This is a genomic window from Agriterribacter humi, assembly GCF_009192765.1.
Taxonomy (GTDB): domain Bacteria; phylum Bacteroidota; class Bacteroidia; order Chitinophagales; family Chitinophagaceae; genus Agriterribacter; species Agriterribacter humi.
This window is the reverse complement of sequence record NZ_VOHQ01000009.1, coordinates 188,065-209,268: the sequence shown is the minus strand read 5'-3', so window position 1 is coordinate 209,268 and position 21,204 is coordinate 188,065. Positions and strand designations below refer to the sequence as shown.

At 46.5% G+C, this 21,204-nt stretch carries 14 protein-coding genes; all 14 read left to right on the top strand.

Annotation, left to right across the window (positions count from 1 at the left end; genetic code table 11):
* The first annotated feature begins 21 nt into the window (after positions 1–21).
* Complete coding sequence (eat, locus tag FRX45_RS15900) at positions 22–1,380, top strand: ethanolamine permease (RefSeq protein WP_152269431.1); 1,359 nt, start codon at positions 22–24, stop codon at positions 1,378–1,380.
* Positions 1,355–2,725 (top strand): glutamine synthetase family protein, encoded by a 1,371-nt coding sequence (locus FRX45_RS15895; RefSeq protein WP_152269430.1) that lies wholly within the window; start codon positions 1,355–1,357, stop codon positions 2,723–2,725. The genes eat and FRX45_RS15895 overlap by 26 nt, the downstream gene beginning before the upstream one ends.
* A 204-nt stretch (positions 2,726–2,929) precedes the next feature.
* Positions 2,930–4,078 carry an iron-containing alcohol dehydrogenase gene (locus tag FRX45_RS15890; protein WP_152269429.1) on the top strand — a complete coding sequence of 383 codons (1,149 nt, stop codon included), beginning with the start codon at positions 2,930–2,932 and terminating at the stop codon, positions 4,076–4,078.
* Positions 4,078–4,782: a gamma-glutamyl-gamma-aminobutyrate hydrolase family protein gene (locus tag FRX45_RS15885; RefSeq protein WP_152269428.1), complete on the top strand. Its 705-nt coding sequence runs from the start codon at positions 4,078–4,080 to the stop codon at positions 4,780–4,782. Before FRX45_RS15890 ends, FRX45_RS15885 begins: the two co-directional genes overlap by 1 nt.
* A 262-nt stretch (positions 4,783–5,044) precedes the next feature.
* On the top strand, positions 5,045–6,409 hold the full coding sequence (locus FRX45_RS15880; protein WP_152269427.1) for an aldehyde dehydrogenase family protein: 1,365 nt from the start codon (positions 5,045–5,047) through the stop codon (positions 6,407–6,409).
* A gap of 631 nt (positions 6,410–7,040) precedes the next feature.
* Positions 7,041–9,446, top strand: a complete 2,406-nt coding sequence (locus FRX45_RS15875) for a TonB-dependent receptor plug domain-containing protein (protein ID WP_152269426.1) — start codon at positions 7,041–7,043, stop codon at positions 9,444–9,446.
* Positions 9,447–9,472: 26 nt separating this feature from the next.
* Positions 9,473–10,768 carry a RagB/SusD family nutrient uptake outer membrane protein gene (locus FRX45_RS15870; RefSeq protein WP_193311731.1) on the top strand — a complete coding sequence of 432 codons (1,296 nt, stop codon included), beginning with the start codon at positions 9,473–9,475 and terminating at the stop codon, positions 10,766–10,768.
* 38 nt (positions 10,769–10,806) lie between these two features.
* Positions 10,807–13,875, top strand: a complete 3,069-nt coding sequence (locus FRX45_RS15865; RefSeq protein ID WP_152269424.1) for a SusC/RagA family TonB-linked outer membrane protein — start codon at positions 10,807–10,809, stop codon at positions 13,873–13,875.
* Positions 13,876–13,962: 87 nt separating this feature from the next.
* Entirely contained in the window at positions 13,963–15,528 is a 1,566-nt protein-coding gene (locus tag FRX45_RS15860) for a RagB/SusD family nutrient uptake outer membrane protein (protein WP_152269423.1), read from the top strand.
* A gap of 238 nt (positions 15,529–15,766) precedes the next feature.
* Entirely contained in the window at positions 15,767–16,402 is a 636-nt protein-coding gene (locus FRX45_RS15855; protein ID WP_152269422.1) for a fasciclin domain-containing protein, read from the top strand.
* Positions 16,403–16,439: 37 nt separating this feature from the next.
* Complete coding sequence (locus FRX45_RS15850) at positions 16,440–17,258, top strand: DUF5007 domain-containing protein (RefSeq protein ID WP_193311730.1); 819 nt, start codon at positions 16,440–16,442, stop codon at positions 17,256–17,258.
* Between the two features lie 117 nt (positions 17,259–17,375).
* Positions 17,376–19,010 carry a LamG-like jellyroll fold domain-containing protein gene (locus tag FRX45_RS15845; protein WP_152269420.1) on the top strand — a complete coding sequence of 545 codons (1,635 nt, stop codon included), beginning with the start codon at positions 17,376–17,378 and terminating at the stop codon, positions 19,008–19,010.
* A gap of 12 nt (positions 19,011–19,022) precedes the next feature.
* Entirely contained in the window at positions 19,023–19,496 is a 474-nt protein-coding gene (locus tag FRX45_RS15840; protein WP_152269419.1) for a hypothetical protein, read from the top strand.
* 81 nt (positions 19,497–19,577) lie between these two features.
* A complete protein-coding gene (locus tag FRX45_RS15835; RefSeq protein ID WP_193311729.1) occupies positions 19,578–21,110 on the top strand; it encodes an Ig-like domain-containing protein in 1,533 nt (510 codons plus the stop codon).
* The last annotated feature ends 94 nt before the right edge of the window (positions 21,111–21,204 follow it).

The following is a 21,204-nucleotide window of genomic DNA, read 5'->3' as shown; positions in this document are numbered from 1 at the left end:
CTTGAGCCGATAAGTTCAGTTATGCCTTCTACTTCGCAGCAACCCTCAACCGGATCTCATTTACCCCGTACATTAGGCCCATTAATGCTTTGGGGGCTGGGCGTAGGATATGTTATATCGGGCATGTATTTCGGCTGGAACCTGGGTCTTGCAGCGGGAGGCACATACGGGTTAGCGCTTGCTACCCTGCTTATTATTGTCCTTTATATTACGTTTACCTTTTCATATACCGAACTGGCCTGCGCCATTCCAAAAGCAGGAGGTGTTTTTGATTATGCCACCAGGGCATTGGGAAAAGACGCTGGATTTATTGCAGGTATGGCGCAGATCATAGAATTTGTATTTGCACCTCCGGCCATTGCGGCGGCTATAGGCGCTTATTTTCATATTTTTTTTCCAGGGGTATCCGTTACTGTTATTGCCATAACCGCGTATATTATTTTTACGGCGCTTAATATTTACGGTGTTAAAGCAGCCGCTACTTTTGAACTGGTTATCACCATACTGGCTGTGGTTGAACTGCTGATCTTCGCAGGCGCTACCCTCCCGCATTTTGAGTTTCAGCATATTCAGCAGAATGCATTTCCCTTTGGCTGGAAGGGTGTGTGGGCTGCTATTCCCTTTGCGATCTGGTTCTTTCTGGCCATTGAAGGAGTAGCCAATGTGGCGGAAGAAGCCATCAACCCGCAACGTAATGTATTACTGGGCTTTGGGTCGGCCCTGCTTACACTCATTGTATTGTGTATATTAACCTTTCTGTCTTCCGTAGGTGTGGCAGGCTGGGAGGCAATCGTATATCCTTCTCCCGGTGCGCCACCTTCCGATTCCCCCCTTCCGCTGGCCCTTGAAAAAATAACAGGCGACAGCGGATGGCTTTATCATCTCCTTATTACCATCGGATTAATGGGCTTGGTAGCTTCCTTTCATGGCATTATACTTGCCGCAGGGCGCGCTACATTCGAGTTTGGGAGAGTAAAATACATTCCACAGGCATTTGGCAGCATTCATTCCAGGTTTAAAACCCCTGCCAATGCATTGCTTATTAATATGGTTATCGGCATAATTGCATTGCTTACGGGCAAAACAGGGCAGATCATCACAATAGCCTGTTTCGGTGCGCTTACCTTATATATTTTTTCAATGATTACTGTTGTGGTGCTGCGTAAAAGAGAGCCGTCCCTGCCGCGTCCGTTCAGGGTGCCTTTTTATCCTTATTTCCCTGTTATTGCTTTGATAATTGCCATAATTTCGCTGATCGCTATGACCACCCTTAACATTGCTGTTGCCATGGTTTACTTTGGTATTCTTCTTATCAGCTATATTTGGTTTCATTTTTTTGTAAAACAATCCATGCATGCAGCAGAAATTAACAACAACTAAACTCCTTCAGCAGCTCTCCGATCAGCATATTCAAAAAGTAAAATTAGCCATAACAGACCTGGATGGGATATTGCGTGGTAAGGTCATTAGTTTTGATAAATTCAAATCTATTGCAGACACCGGCTTTGGCTTTTGCGATGTGGTATTTGGCTGGGATGCAGGCGATGTTGCATACGACAATGCTACTGTTACAGGATGGCATACGGGCTATCCCGATGCTACTGCGGTAGTAGATATTCAAACCTACCGGCGGATACCCTGGGAAAACGATCTGCCGTTTTTTTTGGCCGATTTTAATGACGGCAAGGGAGATTGCACGCGGGTATGCCCAAGAAGTTTATTAAAACGAATAGATCAGCAGGCGAAAGAAGAAGGGTTTATTGCTTTTTGTTCACAGGAGTTTGAATGGTTTAACCTGGTAGATAATTCAAATGAATTGTATGCAGGGAAATTTCGCGACCTGAAACCCATCACCAATGGCATGTTTGGCTATTCTGTATTGCGGGCTTCACAAAAAAGCGCTTTTTTTAACGATCTCTTCGATCTGCTGAAAAAGTTTGATATACCGCTTGAAGGGCTTCATACCGAAACCGGCCCCGGCGTGTATGAAGCAGCCATCATGTACTCCGGTATACTGGAGGCTGCCGACAGGGCTGTATTGTTTAAAAGCGGCGTAAAAGAAATTGGCCACCGGCATGGCATACTGCCCACCTTTATGGCCAAGTTCAGCGAAAATTTACCCGGTTGCAGCGGGCATGTACATCAGAGTTTATGGTCGCCCGATGCCAAACGGAACCTTTTCTTCGATAAAAAAAGCAAAACCGGTATCAGCCCATTGATGGAAAGTTATATAGCAGGGCAACTGTATTGCCTGCCCTATGTGCTTCCTATGTATGCGCCTACGGTTAACAGTTATAAACGCCTGGTAGAAGGCGCCTGGGCGCCCACAACCCTTACCTGGGCCATTGATAACCGCACTACCGCGTTAAGGGCTTTGCCAACCGGTGAAAAATCAACCCGGCTGGAAACGAGAGTAGTAGGATCCGATTCCAATCCATACCTGGCCATGGCTGCCTGCCTGGCTTCAGGATTGTATGGAATCCGAAAAAAAATGAAATTGCAAATACCCGCTACTACCGGCAACGGTTATGCAGATAAAAAAAATGGTGTACTCCCCGCTAACTTATGGCAGGCTACCCAGGCTATGAAAGAATCGCCTGTTGCAAAAGAATTATTCGGAGAACAGTTCGTAGATCATTTTACGGGAACGCGGGAATGGGAATGGCGGCAATTCTCCAAAGTGGTTACGGATTGGGAACTGAAGCGGTATTTGGAGATCATTTAAGAAAGAAGGGATAGGATGTAAGGAAGAAAAGTGATAAAGGGTAAGTAGCTACAGGTTCCAGGTTTCAGGGAAATTTGTTGCACCCGCGGTGAGAAACTGTTTAAAAAGCTCTTTGTGTAATTCCGTGTATTAGTGCGTTTATGCCTGCCGGTTTTATCCGGTTCACAAACTCAAATTTTAAATCTCAAATTTCAAATTGGATATATGTCATTCGAAAAAATCCATCAGTTTAATTTTCCTACCACTATACGTTTTGGCGCGAACGTGGTTAAGGAGCTTCCGGCTTATTTAAAAACAAATAATTTAAAAGCGCCTTTAATTGTTACCGACCCCAATGTAGCGCAACTGCCTTTCTTTAAAAATATCGTTGAAGATTTGCGTAAGCACAGTATAGCGGTTGAAGTATTTTCGGATATTCATAAAAACCCCGTAAAATCCGATGTATATAAGGGTACGGAAGTTTGGGACAATACCGGCAGAGACAGTATTATAGGCATTGGCGGGGGCGCGGGGCTCGATGTGGCCAGGGCGATTGTTTTACGCGTTCATCACCGCGAAGATCTTTTTAAATACGATGATTTGATTGGCGGCGATGTGTACGTTACCAATGATGTGCCGCATTTTATAACGGTGCCCACTACTTCGGGAACAGGCAGTGAAGTGGGCCGCAGCGCTATCATTTCTGATGACGATACCCATCAGAAGAAAATTTTATTCTCTCCCAAACTGATGGCCAGGATCGTTTTTGCAGATCCTTTATTGACGATGGATATCCCCGGCCCTATTACGGCGGCTACCGGCATGGATGCTTTAACCCATAATATGGAAGCTTTACTGGCAAAAAATTATCATCCCTTATGCGATGGTATAGCGCTGGAAGGGATGAAACTCATTCATGAATCGCTTGAACGGGCTGTCAATAAACCCGACCTTGAAGCAAGAAGTAAAATGCTGCTGGGCTCCATGATGGGCGCTATCGCTTTTCAGAAAGGCTTGGGTGTAGTGCATTCACTCGCACATCCGCTCTCCTCTTTATTGGATACGCACCATGGGTTGGCCAATGCGGTTAATATTCCCTACGGCATGGAATTCAATATCGCGGGGTTTGAGGATAAATTTCGCCGTATAGCCCGTACCCTTGAATTGCCAAAAGAAACCGGCGAAGCGGTGGTGCAGTATTTATTTGATTTGAATACAAAAATTAAAATACCCCACCATCTGCGCGATATTGGCGTAAAAGAAGAGCATATAGAAACCCTGGCCGACCTGGCATTTGCCGACTTTGCTCATCCCAATAATCCAAAGCCGGTATCCAGGGAAGATTTTAAGCAGTTATATTTAAAAGCATTGTAATGCAGGATTCAAAATTGATTATAGGGGTTACAGACTGCAGTAAATATGCCAACTACAGCAACTGGATACTGGCGCATGGCCATAATGTGGAAGTAGTACAGCTTAGCGCTGCCCGAAATAACCTGGATGATATTAAAGCATGTGATGGCGTTGTGCTTACAGGAGGTGAGGATGTGCATCCGCGTTTTTACAATCGTCCGGATCTGTATGAATATTGTTATAAAGATGATATAAGTGAAGCAAGGGATGAATTTGAATGGCGAATACTGGAATACACTGAAGGCAATGCTGTTCCGGTGCTGGGTATTTGCAGGGGATTGCAGATCGCCAATGTATTTTTTGGAGGTACGCTTATTCCTGATATTCCCCGCTGGGGCAAATTCAATCATTCCAAGCTGCCCGATGATACAGACCGTTATCATTCCATACAGGTAGATCCGGCTTCATGGCTGCACCAGATCACTGGTCATGAAGCAGCGCAGATAAATAGCAATCACCACCAGAGCGCCGATGCAATTGGCAACGGACTCATTGTTTCGGCTTTGTCGCCCGATGGCATAGCAGAAGCATTGGAAAGGAAAAATCCGGATGGGGCTTCTTTCTTATGTCTTGTGCAATGGCATCCTGAGCGAATGAATGATCAGGACAGTAACTTTGTAAAAAATATCAGGGAAGCGTTTATAGAGGCAAGCGGTAAGAAGTAAAAAGTGTTACAAGTTGCAGGTTATAAGTTAGGAGAAGAGGTGAGTAGTGAATGGTGAGCGGTGAATAGTGAAATGTGGAGGTGAGAAGTGAAAGGTGAGATGTTTCACATTTATCATTTCACGCGGTGAAAAGTGAAAAACGGGAGTTGAAAAATTGAAAACCGCACCAGTTTGAACCCGAAATTCTGTACCCTGCAACCTGCAACCTGCAACATCCGTTTCTACCCTACGCCTTACACCCTCCACCTTAAAAAAAACTCATATGCAGATCATTAACCCCGCTACTGAAGAAGTGATACAGGAAATAGCAGAAGACTCACCCGAAGCGATTGCAAAAAAATTTCAATTGGTGAAAGATGGCCAGTCTGAATGGGCTGCAGTGCCTTTGGAAAAAAGAATTGCATGCATCGAAAAATTTTATGCACTCTTAGATACTGAAAAAGAAAAACTGGCGGAAACGCTTACTATGGAGGTGGGTAAGCCGCTCCAGCAATCGTATAATGAACTGAACGGGGCCCGGAAAAGATTAGAATATTTTATAAAAAATTCCGCCAAATGGTTGGCCGAAGAATGGATTACTGAAGAAGATGCTACAAGGGAAAAGATCGTGTATGAACCTTTGGGGGTTATTGCCAATATTTCTGCATGGAACTATCCCTATCTTGTAGGTGTAAACGTATTTGTGCCCGCACTTATTGGTGGGAATGCTGTGCTGTATAAACCATCTGAATATGCTGTGTTAACAGGTTTGCATATACAACAGCTTCTATACCGGTCGGGCATACCCGAAAATGTTTTCCAGGTAATAATCGGCAAAGGCCCTGCAGGGCAGGCATTACTCGAACTGCCATTACATGGCTATTTTTTTACAGGCAGTTACCGTACCGGAAAGTATATAGCTGAGCATACCGCTTCCCAATTGGTTCCCGTTCAGTTAGAGCTGGGTGGTAAGGACCCTTTATATGTGATGGATGATGTGGAAGATGTAGAAGCTGTAGCTGCAGCAGCATTGGAAGGAGCCGTATATAATAATGGGCAGAGTTGCTGCGCTGTGGAAAGGATATATGTACAGGAAAAAATTTATAATAAGTTCGTAGATGCTTTTGTTGCAAATGCGAAAAAACTAGTGATTGGAGACCCGCTTGATAAAAAAACGGAGATAGGTCCGTTGAGCAGAAAAGAACAGGTAGCTTTTCTTAATCAGCAGTTAGCGGATGCAAAAGCCAATGGTGCTAGAGTGCTGCTGGGCGGAAATTCTGCCGGTGGAAAAGGGTATTTTTTCCCACCAACAGTGGTGGTGGATGTAAGTCATAAAATGAAATTAATGACAGAGGAATCTTTTGGGCCGGTTATAGGTATTCAAAAGGTAAAGGATGATAAGGAAGCGTCTGAATTAATGAGGGATACGCCTTACGGATTAACTGCCGCAGTATATTCTAAAAGTTTTGAGCGGGCTGAAGCAGTGATGAAGCAAATGAACACAGGCACCGTTTACTGGAACTGTTGCGACAGGGTAAGTGCGGGACTTCCCTGGTCGGGACGTAAAAATTCAGGACTGGGTTCAACATTGTCTTACCATGGCATACGTGCTTTTGTGCAGCCTAAAGCCTATCATTTGAGAGGGTGACCGGTAATTGTAATTAATATTATAACATCGCTAATGCCAATTTTGCCCCCCGGGGTTGCAGCGGGTGGATAGGAAACCCCAGAGAAATTGGATAATTTTTTTGTGTAAGTATTTAAATTTTATATCGCCGGAGCCTTTTACTGCACTGGTATTGCAGGCAGGAGAAAGACGCAATACAGCCTCAGCGAGGTGTAATGAGATACTACAAATTTTTTTTTCTGGCGATATATTTTATTTTCAGGGTAGTTCTGCCGGTGCACAACCCGAACAATCGCTTATCTAACTGTTTGAAACACAAAATAAAATGTCTGAAGAAAAAGGACTATCCGCTGCTCCTACAAAATTATACTCCAGAAACTTAAGCTTTACAAAAGCTTAATCTTAACAAAATATATCGTTAATAAACAAAGTTTAAAATTGCTAAACTATCAATAATGCTTAGTAAGGGCAGTTGAGCAAATTAACAAATTTTGTGGATAACTTTTTAATGTAAGAATAGTTAGTAATAGTAAACTTTGTTTATTATTACTAAATAATTCAGAAACTGCATAATGAGTTCTTCTTCAGCTTTGTTCACGAACAGTTGATGCAGGGACGTACCAAAGATTAAGTAAACATAGAAATAATAATTATGGAATTATTACCAAAACCTGCTGGGAAAACCTTATTTTTTCTTTTCGTGTCTTTTGGTATCGCGATGAGTTTATGGGCTCAGGATTCTCTGAGGGTAGATAGTATGATCTTGTCCAATCGAAGCGGGCTGGAGAACATTTTACAGGGAAGCATAGCCGGGTTAAGGGTAAAAAGCTGGTCGGGTACGGCTGGCGCTCAATCCACGCTTAATGTTCGGGGAATAAGCCTTGATCCAACTGATCAATCTACCATGCCCCTCATTCTCATCAACGGCGTTCCTATGGTGGCCAGTCCCTCCAATGTAACAGGCATCAACCCCCTCACTTATTTTTCTCCCGAACAAATCGAACGCATTGATGTAATTAAAGATATTGACCGCCTCGCCGCTTATGGTGTGCAGGCCCCTAATGGAGCCTTGAATATTATTATGAAGGAAGGGCAGCCCGGGTCTATTCATGTTCGGGGTAGTGCTTATGCGGGGGTCAATTTTCTGCAAAACATGGACTACAGGAGGGATGCCTTCTACAACTTTAACACAATGGGCCGCAGAGCCGTATATGGTGACGGCGGCATGGTGCACGATCAGGCATTGATCGTGGATGGCGCGGGTAGTTACGGCTCCTACCTGTTTGGGCTTTCCAATCACCAGGATAAAGGTATTATCAGGGGTTCCGGATTTGGGCGCCAATCCTTATTTCTGAATGCGAAATATAATATTACCGACCGCCTCTCCGCTCATTTCTATAATAATATGGCGCTCGCCAGCCGGAACGGGCGTTATGAAGGAGAATACAGCCGTGATTTGACCCTGCCCGTTGTTGGCGATGAAGCGTTCTTTATGGATAAGAACCGGAATATCGGGCTCGTGTCCTCTATGGCGCTGGCCTACATAGCCGGGCACGGCATTACCATCCGCTCAGTTGCAGGCCTCTCTTATGAAGGCGCCAGCCGTGATGTATATATTCCCTCCAACCTGCTGGACGGTGATATTTATGCGTCCAGTGCCGCCTATAAAAGACAGTTGATCACATGGAATACTTCTGCAAACTATTTGCATGAATTTTCCGATGCGCTGCAAATGGATATGACGCTCGGCAACGAGTTCAGAAATACAGATGACCGGCTCACCTCCGTGAACGGACAACGCAGTATGGAAAACGGTGGATCGGACTTTGTAAAAGTGGTGACAGGCTACAATGCCAGTCAAACGATCGCATTATCCAATCATAATACCGAAAAGCTCTTATCCTTTTACGGAACCTGGAAGTTTAAGTACAAAAAAGACCTGGATGTCAACATGGTGGTTCGTGCAGACGGCAGCTCCTTATACGACCAGAAATGGGCCTGGTATCCTGCGCTGGGTATCCATTATGATTTGAAAAACAGCCTCAACATACCTGTAAAACTCAATGCCGGCATCGGGAAAACGGGCGTGTTGAGCAGACCGGAAGTGTATCGCGGACAATTAGATGGCTATGGAGATTATTATGGCGGCAATTACCTGGGTGTAGGACAGTTGTATCCTGCCTTCAGCGGTGCCAAAAGCATTAGCGTGACCCAGATTGATGCTGGTGTGACGGTTGCACTCGGTTCGGTACTCAACCTTTCTGTTGATTATTTTAATAGAACCTACCGCGATTTCACCTATCAGCGATACCTGTCTAATATCAGTGGGATTGACTATAAATATGAAACGGGCGGCACACTCGGGTTATCGGGTGTTGAAGTGACCATTGATGGCGCCTGGATACAGTCCACCCATTTTTCCTGGACCAGCAACCTGAACATTGCCTTCTACCACAACAAAATAAAAGAATTGCCTGACAATATCGAGACTACCAGCCTCGCCCACCTCGGCTCGCTTTCAGGTGCTGCAGTCACTTCCCTGGTTGCCTGGGAAGGCAGCCAGGCAAAAACAATCGGTAATAGTGAACCAAAGGCCTTTGGAGGGTTTACGAATACATTGCGTTATCGTAATATTTCTGCAGCTTTTACCCTCACCTACGCCTGGGGATCGGATATTGCAGCGGAATCTTTCAACAGCCGCTATGATGCAGAGAGCGTCAATTACCAATTTCCCCTCAAAAACGCGGAGACACCCTACTATTTAATTAATCAAGATGCCGACGGTCGGAGCGTTTACCAGGGGATCAGAACCATCGAAGATGGCAGTTTTGTGCGCCTGAGCAGGGCTGCGGTTTCCTGGCATTTGAACTCGGTATCTAAAAAAGTGGAATTAAGCGATTTGGAAATATTTGTTCGTGGTGACAATTTATTGACCCTTTCCCGGTACAGCGGCATCAACCCGGAAGAAAATATTACGGGTAGCCGCAGGTATGACCTGATGTATACAGGAACACCCCTGCCTGCTTCGGTAGCGCTGGGTATTAAAGTGGTTTTTTAAGCATGATGATGTTAAAAATGAACAACATGACACATTGGATGAAACATTGGAAGTTCATATCCCTGCTGGCAATAGTGCTCCTTTGTTCCTGCCGTAAGAGCCTTACCGTTGAGCAGGAAAACAGCACGGTGGAGGAAGGCTATTATCAATCTGCACCCCGTATTCAACAGTCCGTGATCGGAGGCTATGTAGACCTCAGGAGGGCTCTGCTGGCCAACTATGCCTGGATGATGTATGGTGAGGCACGGGCGGGAGACCTGAAGGTGGCGGTTGCTTTCCAGCAACAAGTGGCCAGCCAGCAACTGACAGCCACGGACCAAAATTTGGTCCAACTCTCCGACTGGGGCTACTTCTATGATGTGATTAAGGATGCCAACGATGTGCTGGACATTGTAGAGCAGGCGGAAGAAGGCGTTCTCAGTACCTACCAGTATAATGTATACAGAGGCGAAGCACTGGCCCTCAAATCCATGGCCTATTTCTACCTGGCCCGGATCTGGGGCCCTGTTCCTTCAGCCGAACGAAATAATTTTGGAGCTCAACTGACCAGCGAAGAAGTGGTTGCCCAGTCTATCGTATGGGCAACAGAAGCGCAACGGCTTTTGCCCTGGTTGCTGCTCAACGATGATGGCATTGAAAGTACCGCCTTAACAGCCGTACGGTTTAACAAAACGGCTGTGACGTCATTGCTGGCCCAGGAACATCTGTGGCTTGGCAACGGACAAAGCGCCTACGATGTGCTGACCAATACTTTTACCAGCAGCACGGCGGATAGTTTGTCTGGCTTTGGCCTGGCGATCGGCGAAGACCGGCGCACGGAGATTCCGGAAGCTCCGTTGAGCGCCGGTATCCTGAGCATGCCCCTGGCTACATTCAATGCTATTTATCCGGAGGGTGATGCCCGCCGTGCCGGTATGTTTAATATCTCCGGCAATAGCGCTACGCTGATCGTTCAGGATGCCAGTAAGGTTGATCTGTTGCCGGTACGGGAGATCAATTTGTTGTTTGCAGAGGCTGCCTGGCGCTCACAGCGCTTTGATGAAGCCAAAGAATGGCTTATCAAAGCAGCAAACGGCGCCACAGAGGATTATAGTGCTTTAACTGAAGAGACTTTCGGCGACGCGCTCCTGCTGGAACGACAACGCATTATGGTGGGTACCGGACAACGCATGTTTGACCTGATCCGATTTGGTGAAGTACCCTCCTATATTTCCGCATTTACAGAAGCTGATGTAACAAAAGGCGCTGCCTATTGGCCGCTGTCAGCCAGCAGTATTAAGGATAATGGATGGAGCCAGAATGCTTATTGGGCAATTCCTTAATGGAGTTGATAAATAATTGAACCGAAAAAACAAATGTAATGAAGGCATTAATGAAAGGGGTCTGTTTGCTTTTTGCAGTACTGATGCTGTCCGTAGCAGGCATTGCGCAATCCGTAATGACCGGTAAAATCAGCGATTCCGATGGCAAACCGGTTGTCGGTGCTTCGGTAGGAATCAAAGGTAAAAATACCGGCGCTACTACCAATGCCGCTGGAAGTTTCCGGTTGCGGGTGAGCGTGGGCGATACGCTCACTTTTTCATCCGTGGGTTTTGAGTCCCGTGAAATCGTGTTTAGAAAAGCGGCGGATCTCTCGATCAAACTGACCCAGGAAAATAAAATCCTGAGCGACGTAGTCGTTACAGGTTATAAAAGCCAGGTGAAGCAGGAAATTACAGGTTCTGTTACCTCAATCAAAATGGACAAGATCACGGAAGGACAGGCAGCAGAATCTTTCGGTTCGTTGCTGCAGGGTAGAGTTGCAGGGGTGAATGTACAGTTGAATTCCGGGGAACCGGGTGCAACGCCCGCCATCATCATCAGGGGGCTGGCAGCCGTAAGCCGTGGCGATGCTTCCGCCATTTCTGAGCCGTTGTATGTAATTGACGGCATCCCCATCATTTCAAGAATGAGCAGTGAGTTTGCTGTAACCAGCACCAATGTGCTGGCAGACCTCAACCCCAGCGACATAGAAGATGTGGTGGTGCTCAAAGATGCCTCTGCCGCGGCGATTTACGGATCCAGGGCGGCCAACGGTGTGATCCTGATCACGACCAAAAAGGGAAAAAGAGGAAAACCACAGATCAATCTCAATATTCGCACCGGCGTCAATTTTGTACCGCAATTGCGGGATGTGGCCGGTGGCACCAAAGAACGGGAACAGGTACAACGCCTGTATGACCTGTACGCACCCTACGGCTTGTCTATGCCGGCGATGTACACCGATGTGACCAACCCATTCTACAACAACTCATCCGACTGGCAGGGCTATTTGTATAACACCTCCGTTACACAAGATTACAATGCCTCCATCCGCGGGGCGGGCGATTTTGGTCAATACAGTATCAGCATGGGCTATATGGATAGCAAAGGTATTCTGTTCAATACCGGCTTCAAACGCTACAGCCTCATGGCAAGTACCAGTTTCAATGCCTTAAAAAATAAATTGATCATTAATAATACGCTGGCCGTTTCACGTACCGACCAGGGCAGGAACCCGGACGGATTGTCCTCCGGCTATTCTTCGCTGTTGCCGCTACCGGATAACCCGCTGGTAAAAGGAGCGGAGGTTTACCAACCTGGTAATATTTCTAATCTCAATGACCGGGTACGTTTCAGCTCTGACGCTACCCTTAATCTTGCCCGGAACCTGAGCTATAAAGCCAGCCTTAGCCTGGAATACCTGCGGGTCATGCAGGATACTTATTCTGAATCCAGGCGCACCCTGAGAGCGACTAACCTGAGCGCCACCGGTGAAAACCAAAACCTGCTGTTCCAGAATACGGTGACTTATACACCTAAGTTTGGAAACGGGCACAGCTTAAGCGTGTTACTGGGGCAGAGTATGGAAAAAACAGAGGCAAAAACTACCTCCGTCAATAGTGTTAGTGCATCACCTACGTTGTCGCAATCTGTGAACTGGCCGCAGGGTAATAGTATCGGCTCCAGCAATTATGGCGCCAGCACCCTGATGTCTTATTTCAGCCGCCTCGATTATAATTTTCAACAGAAGTACCTGCTGGGGGCCTCTATCCGTACAGACGGTTCCTCTAAGTTCGGGAAGGCCAACCGCTGGGGCGTATTCCCATCTATTTCAGCAGGCTGGAATTTCTATAAAGAGGATATTTTTGCTAACGCAGGCTGGTTAACGAACGGTAAGATCCGGGGTAGCTATGGATTGTCCGGCACCACCTGGGATAATAACTACCTGGCCCTGGGCATCATGGACGGTGGCTCACTCGACCAGTATAATTCTTTAATAGAGATAGCTTATGGGGGTATTTCAGGATTTACACCTACCTGGTATGATGGTTTTAAGAACGACAATCTTACCTGGGTGAAAACCAACATGGCCAATATCGGTGTAGATTTAACCTTATTCAAAGGGAAGGTGGAGGTTATTTTTGATGCATATGAAAAATTAACCAAGGGATTGCTTTTATCTACTGCCCTGCCCACTACATCGGGCTATAACGAGGTATACCGCAATGCGGCGGATGTATTGAACCGCGGGTTGGAATTTACCGTCAATACCAACATGAGATTCGGCAGTGATTTTACCTGGAATACCAACCTGAACTTTGCCTATAACAAAAACAGTGTCATCAGGCTTCCCGATGGCAATGCCGATATCATTAAAACCAGCACTTCAGGTCAGGACTTTGGCTCTATTATCCGGGTAGGCGCTCCGCTCAACGGTTTCTTCTTCTATGAATCACAAGGTATTTACCAGGCGGAAGACCAGGTACCGGTAGATCCCAAAACCGGGAAAAAACTGCTGGGATTGCAGGGCAAGACCCTGCAGGTGGGCGATCGTAATTTCAGGGATCAGGACGGCGACTATCGTATTGATGTGTCGGACCGAGTGTATTCAGGCGATCCGAATCCGAAATGGAACGGGGGTTGGACCAATGATTTCACCTATAAACAGTTTAGCCTTAACCTGGTCGCCACTTTTGTGATTGGCAGAGACATTGTTAATACTGCCTTGCTCGACCGGCTCAAACTGGGTAAGGCTTTTGCGGGAAGCGGCTCGCTCCCCAACTTCGACAAATATTCCATCTGGGAAAAAAGCGGTGATAATGCGAGGTATCCTGCACTCAATCCCTGGAGCGATGCGACCCAGGTGATCAATTATGATTCGGAGTATATAGAAGACGGTTCTTATTTCAAAATCAGGTCTGCCACCCTGTCTTACACGTTTAACAAGAAGATCATGCAGCGCCTTCCCTTTGAAAGAATGCGGATATATTGTACGGCGGATAACTTAGTGACCTTCCAAAAGTACAGTGGTCCGGATGCTGAGTTGGTTACCATTGATGGTTTTGACATGTCAGGCGGGTATCCCATGCGAAGGATGCTGTTGTTCGGCGTTTCCATTTCACTATAATAATTACTATGATCATTATGATTCAGGCAAAATAAAGTCAGTTGAACATGAAACGAAGCATGATAATTTTTCAAACAAAGAACATGCATGCGTAGTTCCATTAAAAAAACAAAAGATATACGAATGAAAAATAAAAATATCATTATTGTTTGTATAGCGCTCTTCTCCCTTATGGGGGAGTCCTGCAAAAAGTGGTTGGACCAGTTGCCGATCAATACCGTAACAGAAGATCAGGCCTGGAAAACAGGAGCCGATGCGGAGGGTGCGGTAGCAGCGGCTTTCGCGATTTTTCGCCGGGCGCTGTCGGGGTTAACCAAAGATGACACGCCGGCAACAACCCGTAACGGATCCTGGGGCGATTATTATTTCTGGGGTGATTCCCGCTCAGGAGACTGGATTACGCCGAATGATGACGGAGACTGGGGGGCCGGTTTTCAAAACCATTTAATTCAGCGAACAGAGCTGGAACCGATGACCAACTGGAGGCTTTTTTACAGAGCTATTGAACAGTGCAACCTGGTGCTTGAAAAAATTCCCCAGATTACCGATGGGCTGACAGCGGATAAAAAAAAGCAGTTACTGGCAGAAGCCCATTTTCTAAGAGCATTGGCGCATTTTTATGCAGCGCGGATATGGGGAGACGTTCCTATTAACCTGGAATCCCGTAATGTGAAGCCACTGGGCAGGGAACCGCTCAACACAGTGATGCAAATGGTGGTGGATGAAGCGGATATAGCCATACCGGACCTGCCATGGAAATATGAAGGGACCATAAAAGAGTCCATGTCGAGAGGCACCAAAGGTGCGGCACTCGCAATGAAAGCCCATGCGTTGATGTGGCTAAAAGATTACCAGGGCGCCTCCGATGCGATGAAAGAAATCATCGGTTCCAATACTTTTAAACTGGTGCCTATTGACCAGTTCCGGAATTTATTTGATGCCGGGGAGTCGGAAGAGGTGATCTTAGAAATGTATTATGATATCAAGAAAGGGGAATATGCCGATTACTATGGACATATTATGACCTATTATCTCACCAACCCCTATACCGACAGAAGCAATTTGTCGCTGGCCGTACCGAAGTCAAAAATATTAGAGATCTATCCTGACTATGCCAGGGATAAGTCCGACAAAAGAGTACCGGCATTTTTTGAAAGCATTGATTTTTCGGTAAGTGCCAGTGAGCTGAGACCCGTATTGGCGGATCCGCTGGCCAATGGGGAAAGAGCGATTATGTTCGCCAAATTCAGAAAGGTGAAAGACCGCAGCTATAGCCTGATGGAAGCGCCGGTGCCTGTTTTCCGGTATGCAGATATATTGCTGCTGAAAGCTGAAGCGGATGCAAGGCTTGGCAATGTGCCCGCTGCATTGGAAAACCTGAATGCTGTGCGTACCCGCGCAGGGATTCCGGTATTCACCAGAGACGACCAGGCTATCGTTATTGAAGAAGTGCTGGAAGAAAGGCGCAGGGAGCTGATTGGCGAATTTCAGCGTGTGTATGATTTAGTTCGACTGGGCCGTTTGCACGAGTTTAATCCGTATATCACCGCTCAGGGAGAAAAGGATGGCGCCGGATTTTTCCCCGTGAGCGACGAAGCTTTTGCCAACAATCCCAATATGGAGCAGACTTATTACTGGCAGTTCAACCAATAGGAGTGAATAGTGAATGCGTGAAAGTGAGAGGTGAAATGTGAGAAGTGAAAAGGTGAATGGTGAATAGTGAGAAGTGAAATGTGAAGACTGAAAGCTGGAGGCTGATAGCTGAAAACTCAAGACTAAACTAAAAATGATAAACAAAATATACGAATGAAACGAAGCGTGATAAGTTTTTCACACAGGGGGATGTATATGCGGAGTTCCATTCGACCATTAAAAACATAAAAGATAACGAATGAAATTAATAATCGCAATGGCGCTTGTAAGTGTGGTGTTTACTACCGGATGCAGCAAGGATTATTTTGCGGACGGCGGCACGTTGAATCCTGACGAAACAACTACCCTCGGTATGTCTACCATGGATTACCTGAAAAGCCGTCCTGAAGTGTTTGATACGTTGGTCACACTAATCAACCTCACCGGGCTGGAAGCGGCTGTGAATGCCAATGGCTCCACCTTTCTGGCTCCGAAGAATTATTCCATTCATAATTTTTTTAACCTGGTATACCCGGATCCGGAAAAGCGGCCTAAAACCTTCAGCGGGATTCCGGCGGAGGATATGGAAAAAATTGAAGCCATCCTTAAAAACTATATTATTCCCGACAAACAAATCGTGCGCAGCGAACTGGCCACCATTTATAGTTATGATACCACTTATGGGGGCGCCAAAGCGCGTTTTAATATCGTACAGGATGATTACCTGGGGAATGTGAATATGGGCGCTAAGTATATCATCTTTTCGCTCAACAAAGGTATGCCCGGCGGCACAGAACTGTACCAATCTGTACAGGTTGAAACCGCAGACCTGCGCTCTACCAACGGGATAGTGCATGTGCTCGCTGCTGATTCACACATTTTTGGATTTAATTAGGAAAGAGATGATACACAACAACAAGATATTCCGATTTTTGACAGCAGTGCTTGGGTTTACCATGCTGCTGGCCGGCGCCTGCACTAAAATTCCGCAAGAGGGTAGTATTGCTCCGGACATTATTTATAAAAACAGGAAACAATTTGCGATTTCCGGGTTGCAGCAGAACATCGGGGATTTTCAGCCTTCCACTTCCACACTGCCCCTGAAGTTTGAAATTGCGGAGATCCGGGAACCCGGCGGAAAACCGGTTAGTGCATTAAGCGATGAAATTCCTGTGATCCGCTATAAAGAAGCTATTGTTGGCAATGAAAGCGCGGAAGAGCTGGCGCTGAAGTCGGATACCGTAATGGTTCCCGCCGTGGGCATCAATGAGTATACCGGTGTGCTGGAAATACAGGAGGGAAACAGGATTCCTGCAGGGGAATATCATTTTGATATTCAGGTATCTAACAAATCGGGCGTCAGGTTGTTGAAAGATGCCCTTGTTGTGGAATTTAAAGAGACCGATATACTATCCTGGTCGCCGGGGATGGCCAAGCAACCGGAAATAGAACGTGTGGGCGATACGCCCAATCAAATTCGTTTTGTGGGATACCTCGATGGTCAGCCGCTTCCGGGTGATTATATTGACTTTACCAAAGATCGCGCTGCAGGATTCAAGGGCACTTTTGTGGATGATACCGATGACGGGGAGATCTGGAATGTGAATTTCCCGGTAAAGCAGTCGGATACCTATGCAACCTGGAAAATGGTAACAGAAGTCGGCGGCGTGGAACAGGTGAGCTATGAGGCCTACAATTTCAACTTTGTAATAGGGATTCCGGGCAGTTATGTAGTTCGGTTATACAAATAAAAAACACGTGGATGAAACGCCCATGAAAATATTTCGCACACAAGGGAATGTATATAAGGCGTTCCCTGCCCGTCGGGTCAGGCGGGCATTCGACCAAACAAAAAATAAAATATACGAATGAAATACTTGTTTAAATATGGCTGCCTGGCACTGGCTGTTTTGCTGATGGAAGGCAGTTTTGTTGCTGCTCAAACTAAAACCAAAAAGATACTGGTGATTGGCGTAGATGGTATTATTAATACCGCTATTGATTACGCCGCCACCCCGGGTATTGGCGCGCTCAAGGCAAACGGTTCCTATAGCATGAGCGGTTATGGCGGCGTTCCTGCCTATACCAGTTCCGGCTGGTCCACCATGTTGACGGGCGTTTCGTCGGATAAACATGGCGTAACGGAAAATAATTCTTTTTCGGGGAACAATTTTGCGCAATATCCTTCGGTGGTCACGCGCATCAAGTCTGTACTCACTTCGGTAGTCGTAGCATCCGTGGCGCGCACTATGGAAGTAAACAGCTTGTTGAACGCTGCTGCAGATTATAAATTTCAATATGCTTCCGATGAGGAAGTTTATAATAAATCGGTGGAACTGCTCAAGCAGGCAGATATGGGCGCTGTATTCGTGCAATTCAGCAGTCCGGCTGATGTAGGGGGAGAAGTGGGCTTCCAGCTTCGCCAGGCGCGCTATGTGCAGGCGATTCAGAAGATTGATGAATATGTTGCAGGGTTACATGCTGCTATTCAGTCCCGTACAGATTTTGCAAATGAAGACTGGAATATTTTCCTGGCTTCTACCCACGGAGGTACAGAGTCTGGAACGCCACAAAGCACCACACCGGAAGAAATTAATGTACCGATTATTTTCTCGGGAGCAGAAATGGACAAAAAAGAACTGATCGGTACGGCGCTGGCCCCCCGTGAAAATGCGGATAATATTTTAACGTTGAATAAAGCGGCTTCCGGCGACAAGACGTATGTGCGTATCCCTATAAGGGGAACAGCCTTACAGGGAATGAACAAATTCACCATCGAATTTTGGGCGAAAGCTGGTGCTAACAACAGTGACCCCTCCATTATAGGGGATAAGAACTGGGATTCAGGTGGCTTGCCTGGCTTTACCATTTGCAGGAGCGGGTCAACATGGAAGATCAATATCGCCAACCAAAAAACGGAACGGTATGACATTGGTTCTTCCAAACCGCTGGAAGACGGAAACTGGCATCACCTGGCAGTTACATTTGATAAAACAAAACGCTGTACAATATACCAGGATGGGGAAAAAGTAAATGAATCAGTGCTGACTTATAAAGATGCAGACCAAATGGCTTCACCTTATGATTACATGTGCCTGGGACAGGATGGGACGCAAACTTACAGCGGCGGCGCACCCAACTGGGCAGGTTCTCTAAATGAAGTAAGAATATGGACGGATGTTCTGTCTGCCGCAACGATCAAAGACTACATGTACCTCCGCAATATTGAAAACAGTAACCATCCCAACAAAGCTTCGCTGAATCTTTACCTGAAAATGGATGAAGTAAGAGGCACTATAGTGAAAGATTACAGCGGCAAAGGCAACAATGGTGAACTGGTGGGTACTGCCACCGAGCGCCACCCGTACTATCCGATCGGACTTACAGATGTTGCGGTGAATGTGCTCAGCCATTTTGGGATCCGTGCCGATGCCAGTTGGGGGCTCGAAGGAAGTGTGCTGAAATCCAATGTTCCCTACCGTTTATTTAAAGTGCCAAGATAAAAAATTAAGGAAATGAGACTGAATGCAAAATTTTTGTTAGTGCTGCTTGTTGCAGGAATTACAGGAGCAGCATCCTGTACAAAAGACAAATTAAAACATGAGGTGCTGACCCCGGAGCAACTGGTCTCAGGCCGGCTCGCTGGTACCTGGGCCATTCCCAGTAATGTTATTACACCCGACAATGTTCCACCGGAAGTGTTTGGGGGGATGCGCCTGGTATTTACCACGGATGATGCCGGCAATCCGTCGAAGTTCCTTGCCAGGGATTGCCCGATCGTATTTGGCAATGCCGGCGCCGGAACGTGGACTGTTACCGGAACCCAGGACAGCGCCATGGTGAATGTAGTGGGGGTGGAACCTCTGGATGAATTTAGCGTAAAGGTTACCTCCTCTGCACTGACGCTCTCCTTTTATATGGGATGGGAGAATACCGATACCAAAGCAACAGGAAAAGGAAATTTCCAGGTAACCCTCGCCCGGCAATAATGCGGGATAAGGACATTATAAAGAATAAAATGGATGCAAGAGGTCTCACCGGCCAAATTCAAAAATTCAAAAAATATACGGATGAAAAATAATAATAGGTTATACTTTTTGCCAGTTGTAATGGCAGTACTGAGTACTGTGCTGGTCGTATCGTGTAAAGAAAAATTCGACCACACCATTGACACGGGTAACCCGGTTGTTGTAAGTTATAACCCCGCTTCGGCGGTAGAAGGCGTTGCCGTAAACAGTGACCTGATAGTAACCTTTAGTGAAAATGTAAAAAAAGGAGCAGGTGAAGTGGTGATTATGGGTGAATCTGATACCCTGCGTATAGATGTTGAATCAGATGCAGTAACAATTGATAAAGACAACCGGGTAGTGACCATTAATCCGCCGGTGGATCTGGGGGCAGATGAGTCTTATACCGTCACCCTGGGCAAAGGAATCGTTACCGACCTGTTGGGCAATGAGTATATAGGTATGTCGGCCGGATCGGCATGGACTTTTAAAACCGTAGGTACCAGTGGTTTGGCGTTGAGTGCCATCAATCCGCTGCCCGGTAGCACAGACGCATCCTTGTTTACACTGGGACTTACATTTGCTGTTGATGTACAAAAAGGTACTGGAAATATTAGTGTGTTTGAGAGCGCCGGAGATGTGAAGGTAGCTGAAATCCCTGTTAGCGGTCAATCTGTATCCATTGATGGTAAAACGGTAACCGTAATGCTGGGAACTCCACTTGAATTTGGTACAGCTTATTATGTGCTGGCAGATGCCGGGAGTATTGTGGATGCTAACGGTAAAGCTTTCGAAGGTTTTTTAACGCCTGCTTCCTGGAGCTTTACCACCACAAGCGGCAGCGGAAACAACCTGCTGGTATACCTGCCCATGGATAATGATCTGTCTGATGTGAGCGGCAACCGGTTTGACGCTATGCAGGGGTCAAAGGCGACTGCCAAAGTGGGTTTTGTAACGGATCCGGTACGAGGAAGAGTGGCATCATTTGGTGCAGGATCTTATGCTGTATTACCTAAACACGACTTATTAAGACCAACGCTGACACAAAGTTTCAGCTTTAGCTTCTGGACAAAACTGGCAGCTATTGGTTCAGACCCTGTGCTGTTTGGCAATTCCGATTGGGACAGCGGTGGTAACCCCGGCTTTTTGGTAGCCACTGATGGCGCACTCGAATATACCGGTCCGGGATCGCCGGGCAGGGGCTGGCTGGTTAAAGTTACCGGTGATGCCGGAGGCGTAGACAACCGCATGGACTGGAGGGCAAATGAAATGGCGCCGCAGGCGCCTGCATTGGCCGATAATCAATGGCACATGGTAACCGTTGTATTTGATCAAACAGCCAAACTGCTGCATGTGTATATTGATGGAACAGAATATACGAAAGCCACTCCTTTTGACCTCAACATTCTGAAAGGGCCATTATGGGACGGCACCAATGATTATCCTTTTACGATCTGGGAAGATGGCACAGGAGTGTACAATGCGGGAAGTGATACACGCAAAGCACTCGCCGGATTGGTGGATGATGTGAGGATTTACACCAAGCCTTTGAGCGCTGCAGAAGTAAGCGGCATTTATATAGCAGATCAGAAATGATAGTAAGCTTGCGGCTATAACTGATCAATATTTGTTTGAGGTGAAGGATGTAAGAAAGTGCCTATAGTCTTGAGAGGCGCTACAAAAAAAGCGT

Coding starts and splice junctions, on each gene's coding strand:
- FRX45_RS15875 (WP_152269426.1), top strand. CDS start 7,041: ATGGAATTATTACCAAAACCTGCTGGGAAAACCTTATTTTTTCTTTTC.
- FRX45_RS15840 (WP_152269419.1), top strand. CDS start 19,023: ATGAGACTGAATGCAAAATTTTTGTTAGTGCTGCTTGTTGCAGGAATT.
- FRX45_RS15865 (WP_152269424.1), top strand. CDS start 10,807: ATGAAGGCATTAATGAAAGGGGTCTGTTTGCTTTTTGCAGTACTGATG.
- FRX45_RS15860 (WP_152269423.1), top strand. CDS start 13,963: ATGCGTAGTTCCATTAAAAAAACAAAAGATATACGAATGAAAAATAAA.
- eat (WP_152269431.1), top strand. CDS start 22: ATGCCTTCTACTTCGCAGCAACCCTCAACCGGATCTCATTTACCCCGT.
- FRX45_RS15880 (WP_152269427.1), top strand. CDS start 5,045: ATGCAGATCATTAACCCCGCTACTGAAGAAGTGATACAGGAAATAGCA.
- FRX45_RS15890 (WP_152269429.1), top strand. CDS start 2,930: ATGTCATTCGAAAAAATCCATCAGTTTAATTTTCCTACCACTATACGT.
- FRX45_RS15855 (WP_152269422.1), top strand. CDS start 15,767: ATGAAATTAATAATCGCAATGGCGCTTGTAAGTGTGGTGTTTACTACC.
- FRX45_RS15895 (WP_152269430.1), top strand. CDS start 1,355: ATGCAGCAGAAATTAACAACAACTAAACTCCTTCAGCAGCTCTCCGAT.
- FRX45_RS15870 (WP_193311731.1), top strand. CDS start 9,473: ATGACACATTGGATGAAACATTGGAAGTTCATATCCCTGCTGGCAATA.
- FRX45_RS15845 (WP_152269420.1), top strand. CDS start 17,376: ATGAAATACTTGTTTAAATATGGCTGCCTGGCACTGGCTGTTTTGCTG.
- FRX45_RS15885 (WP_152269428.1), top strand. CDS start 4,078: ATGCAGGATTCAAAATTGATTATAGGGGTTACAGACTGCAGTAAATAT.
- FRX45_RS15835 (WP_193311729.1), top strand. CDS start 19,578: ATGAAAAATAATAATAGGTTATACTTTTTGCCAGTTGTAATGGCAGTA.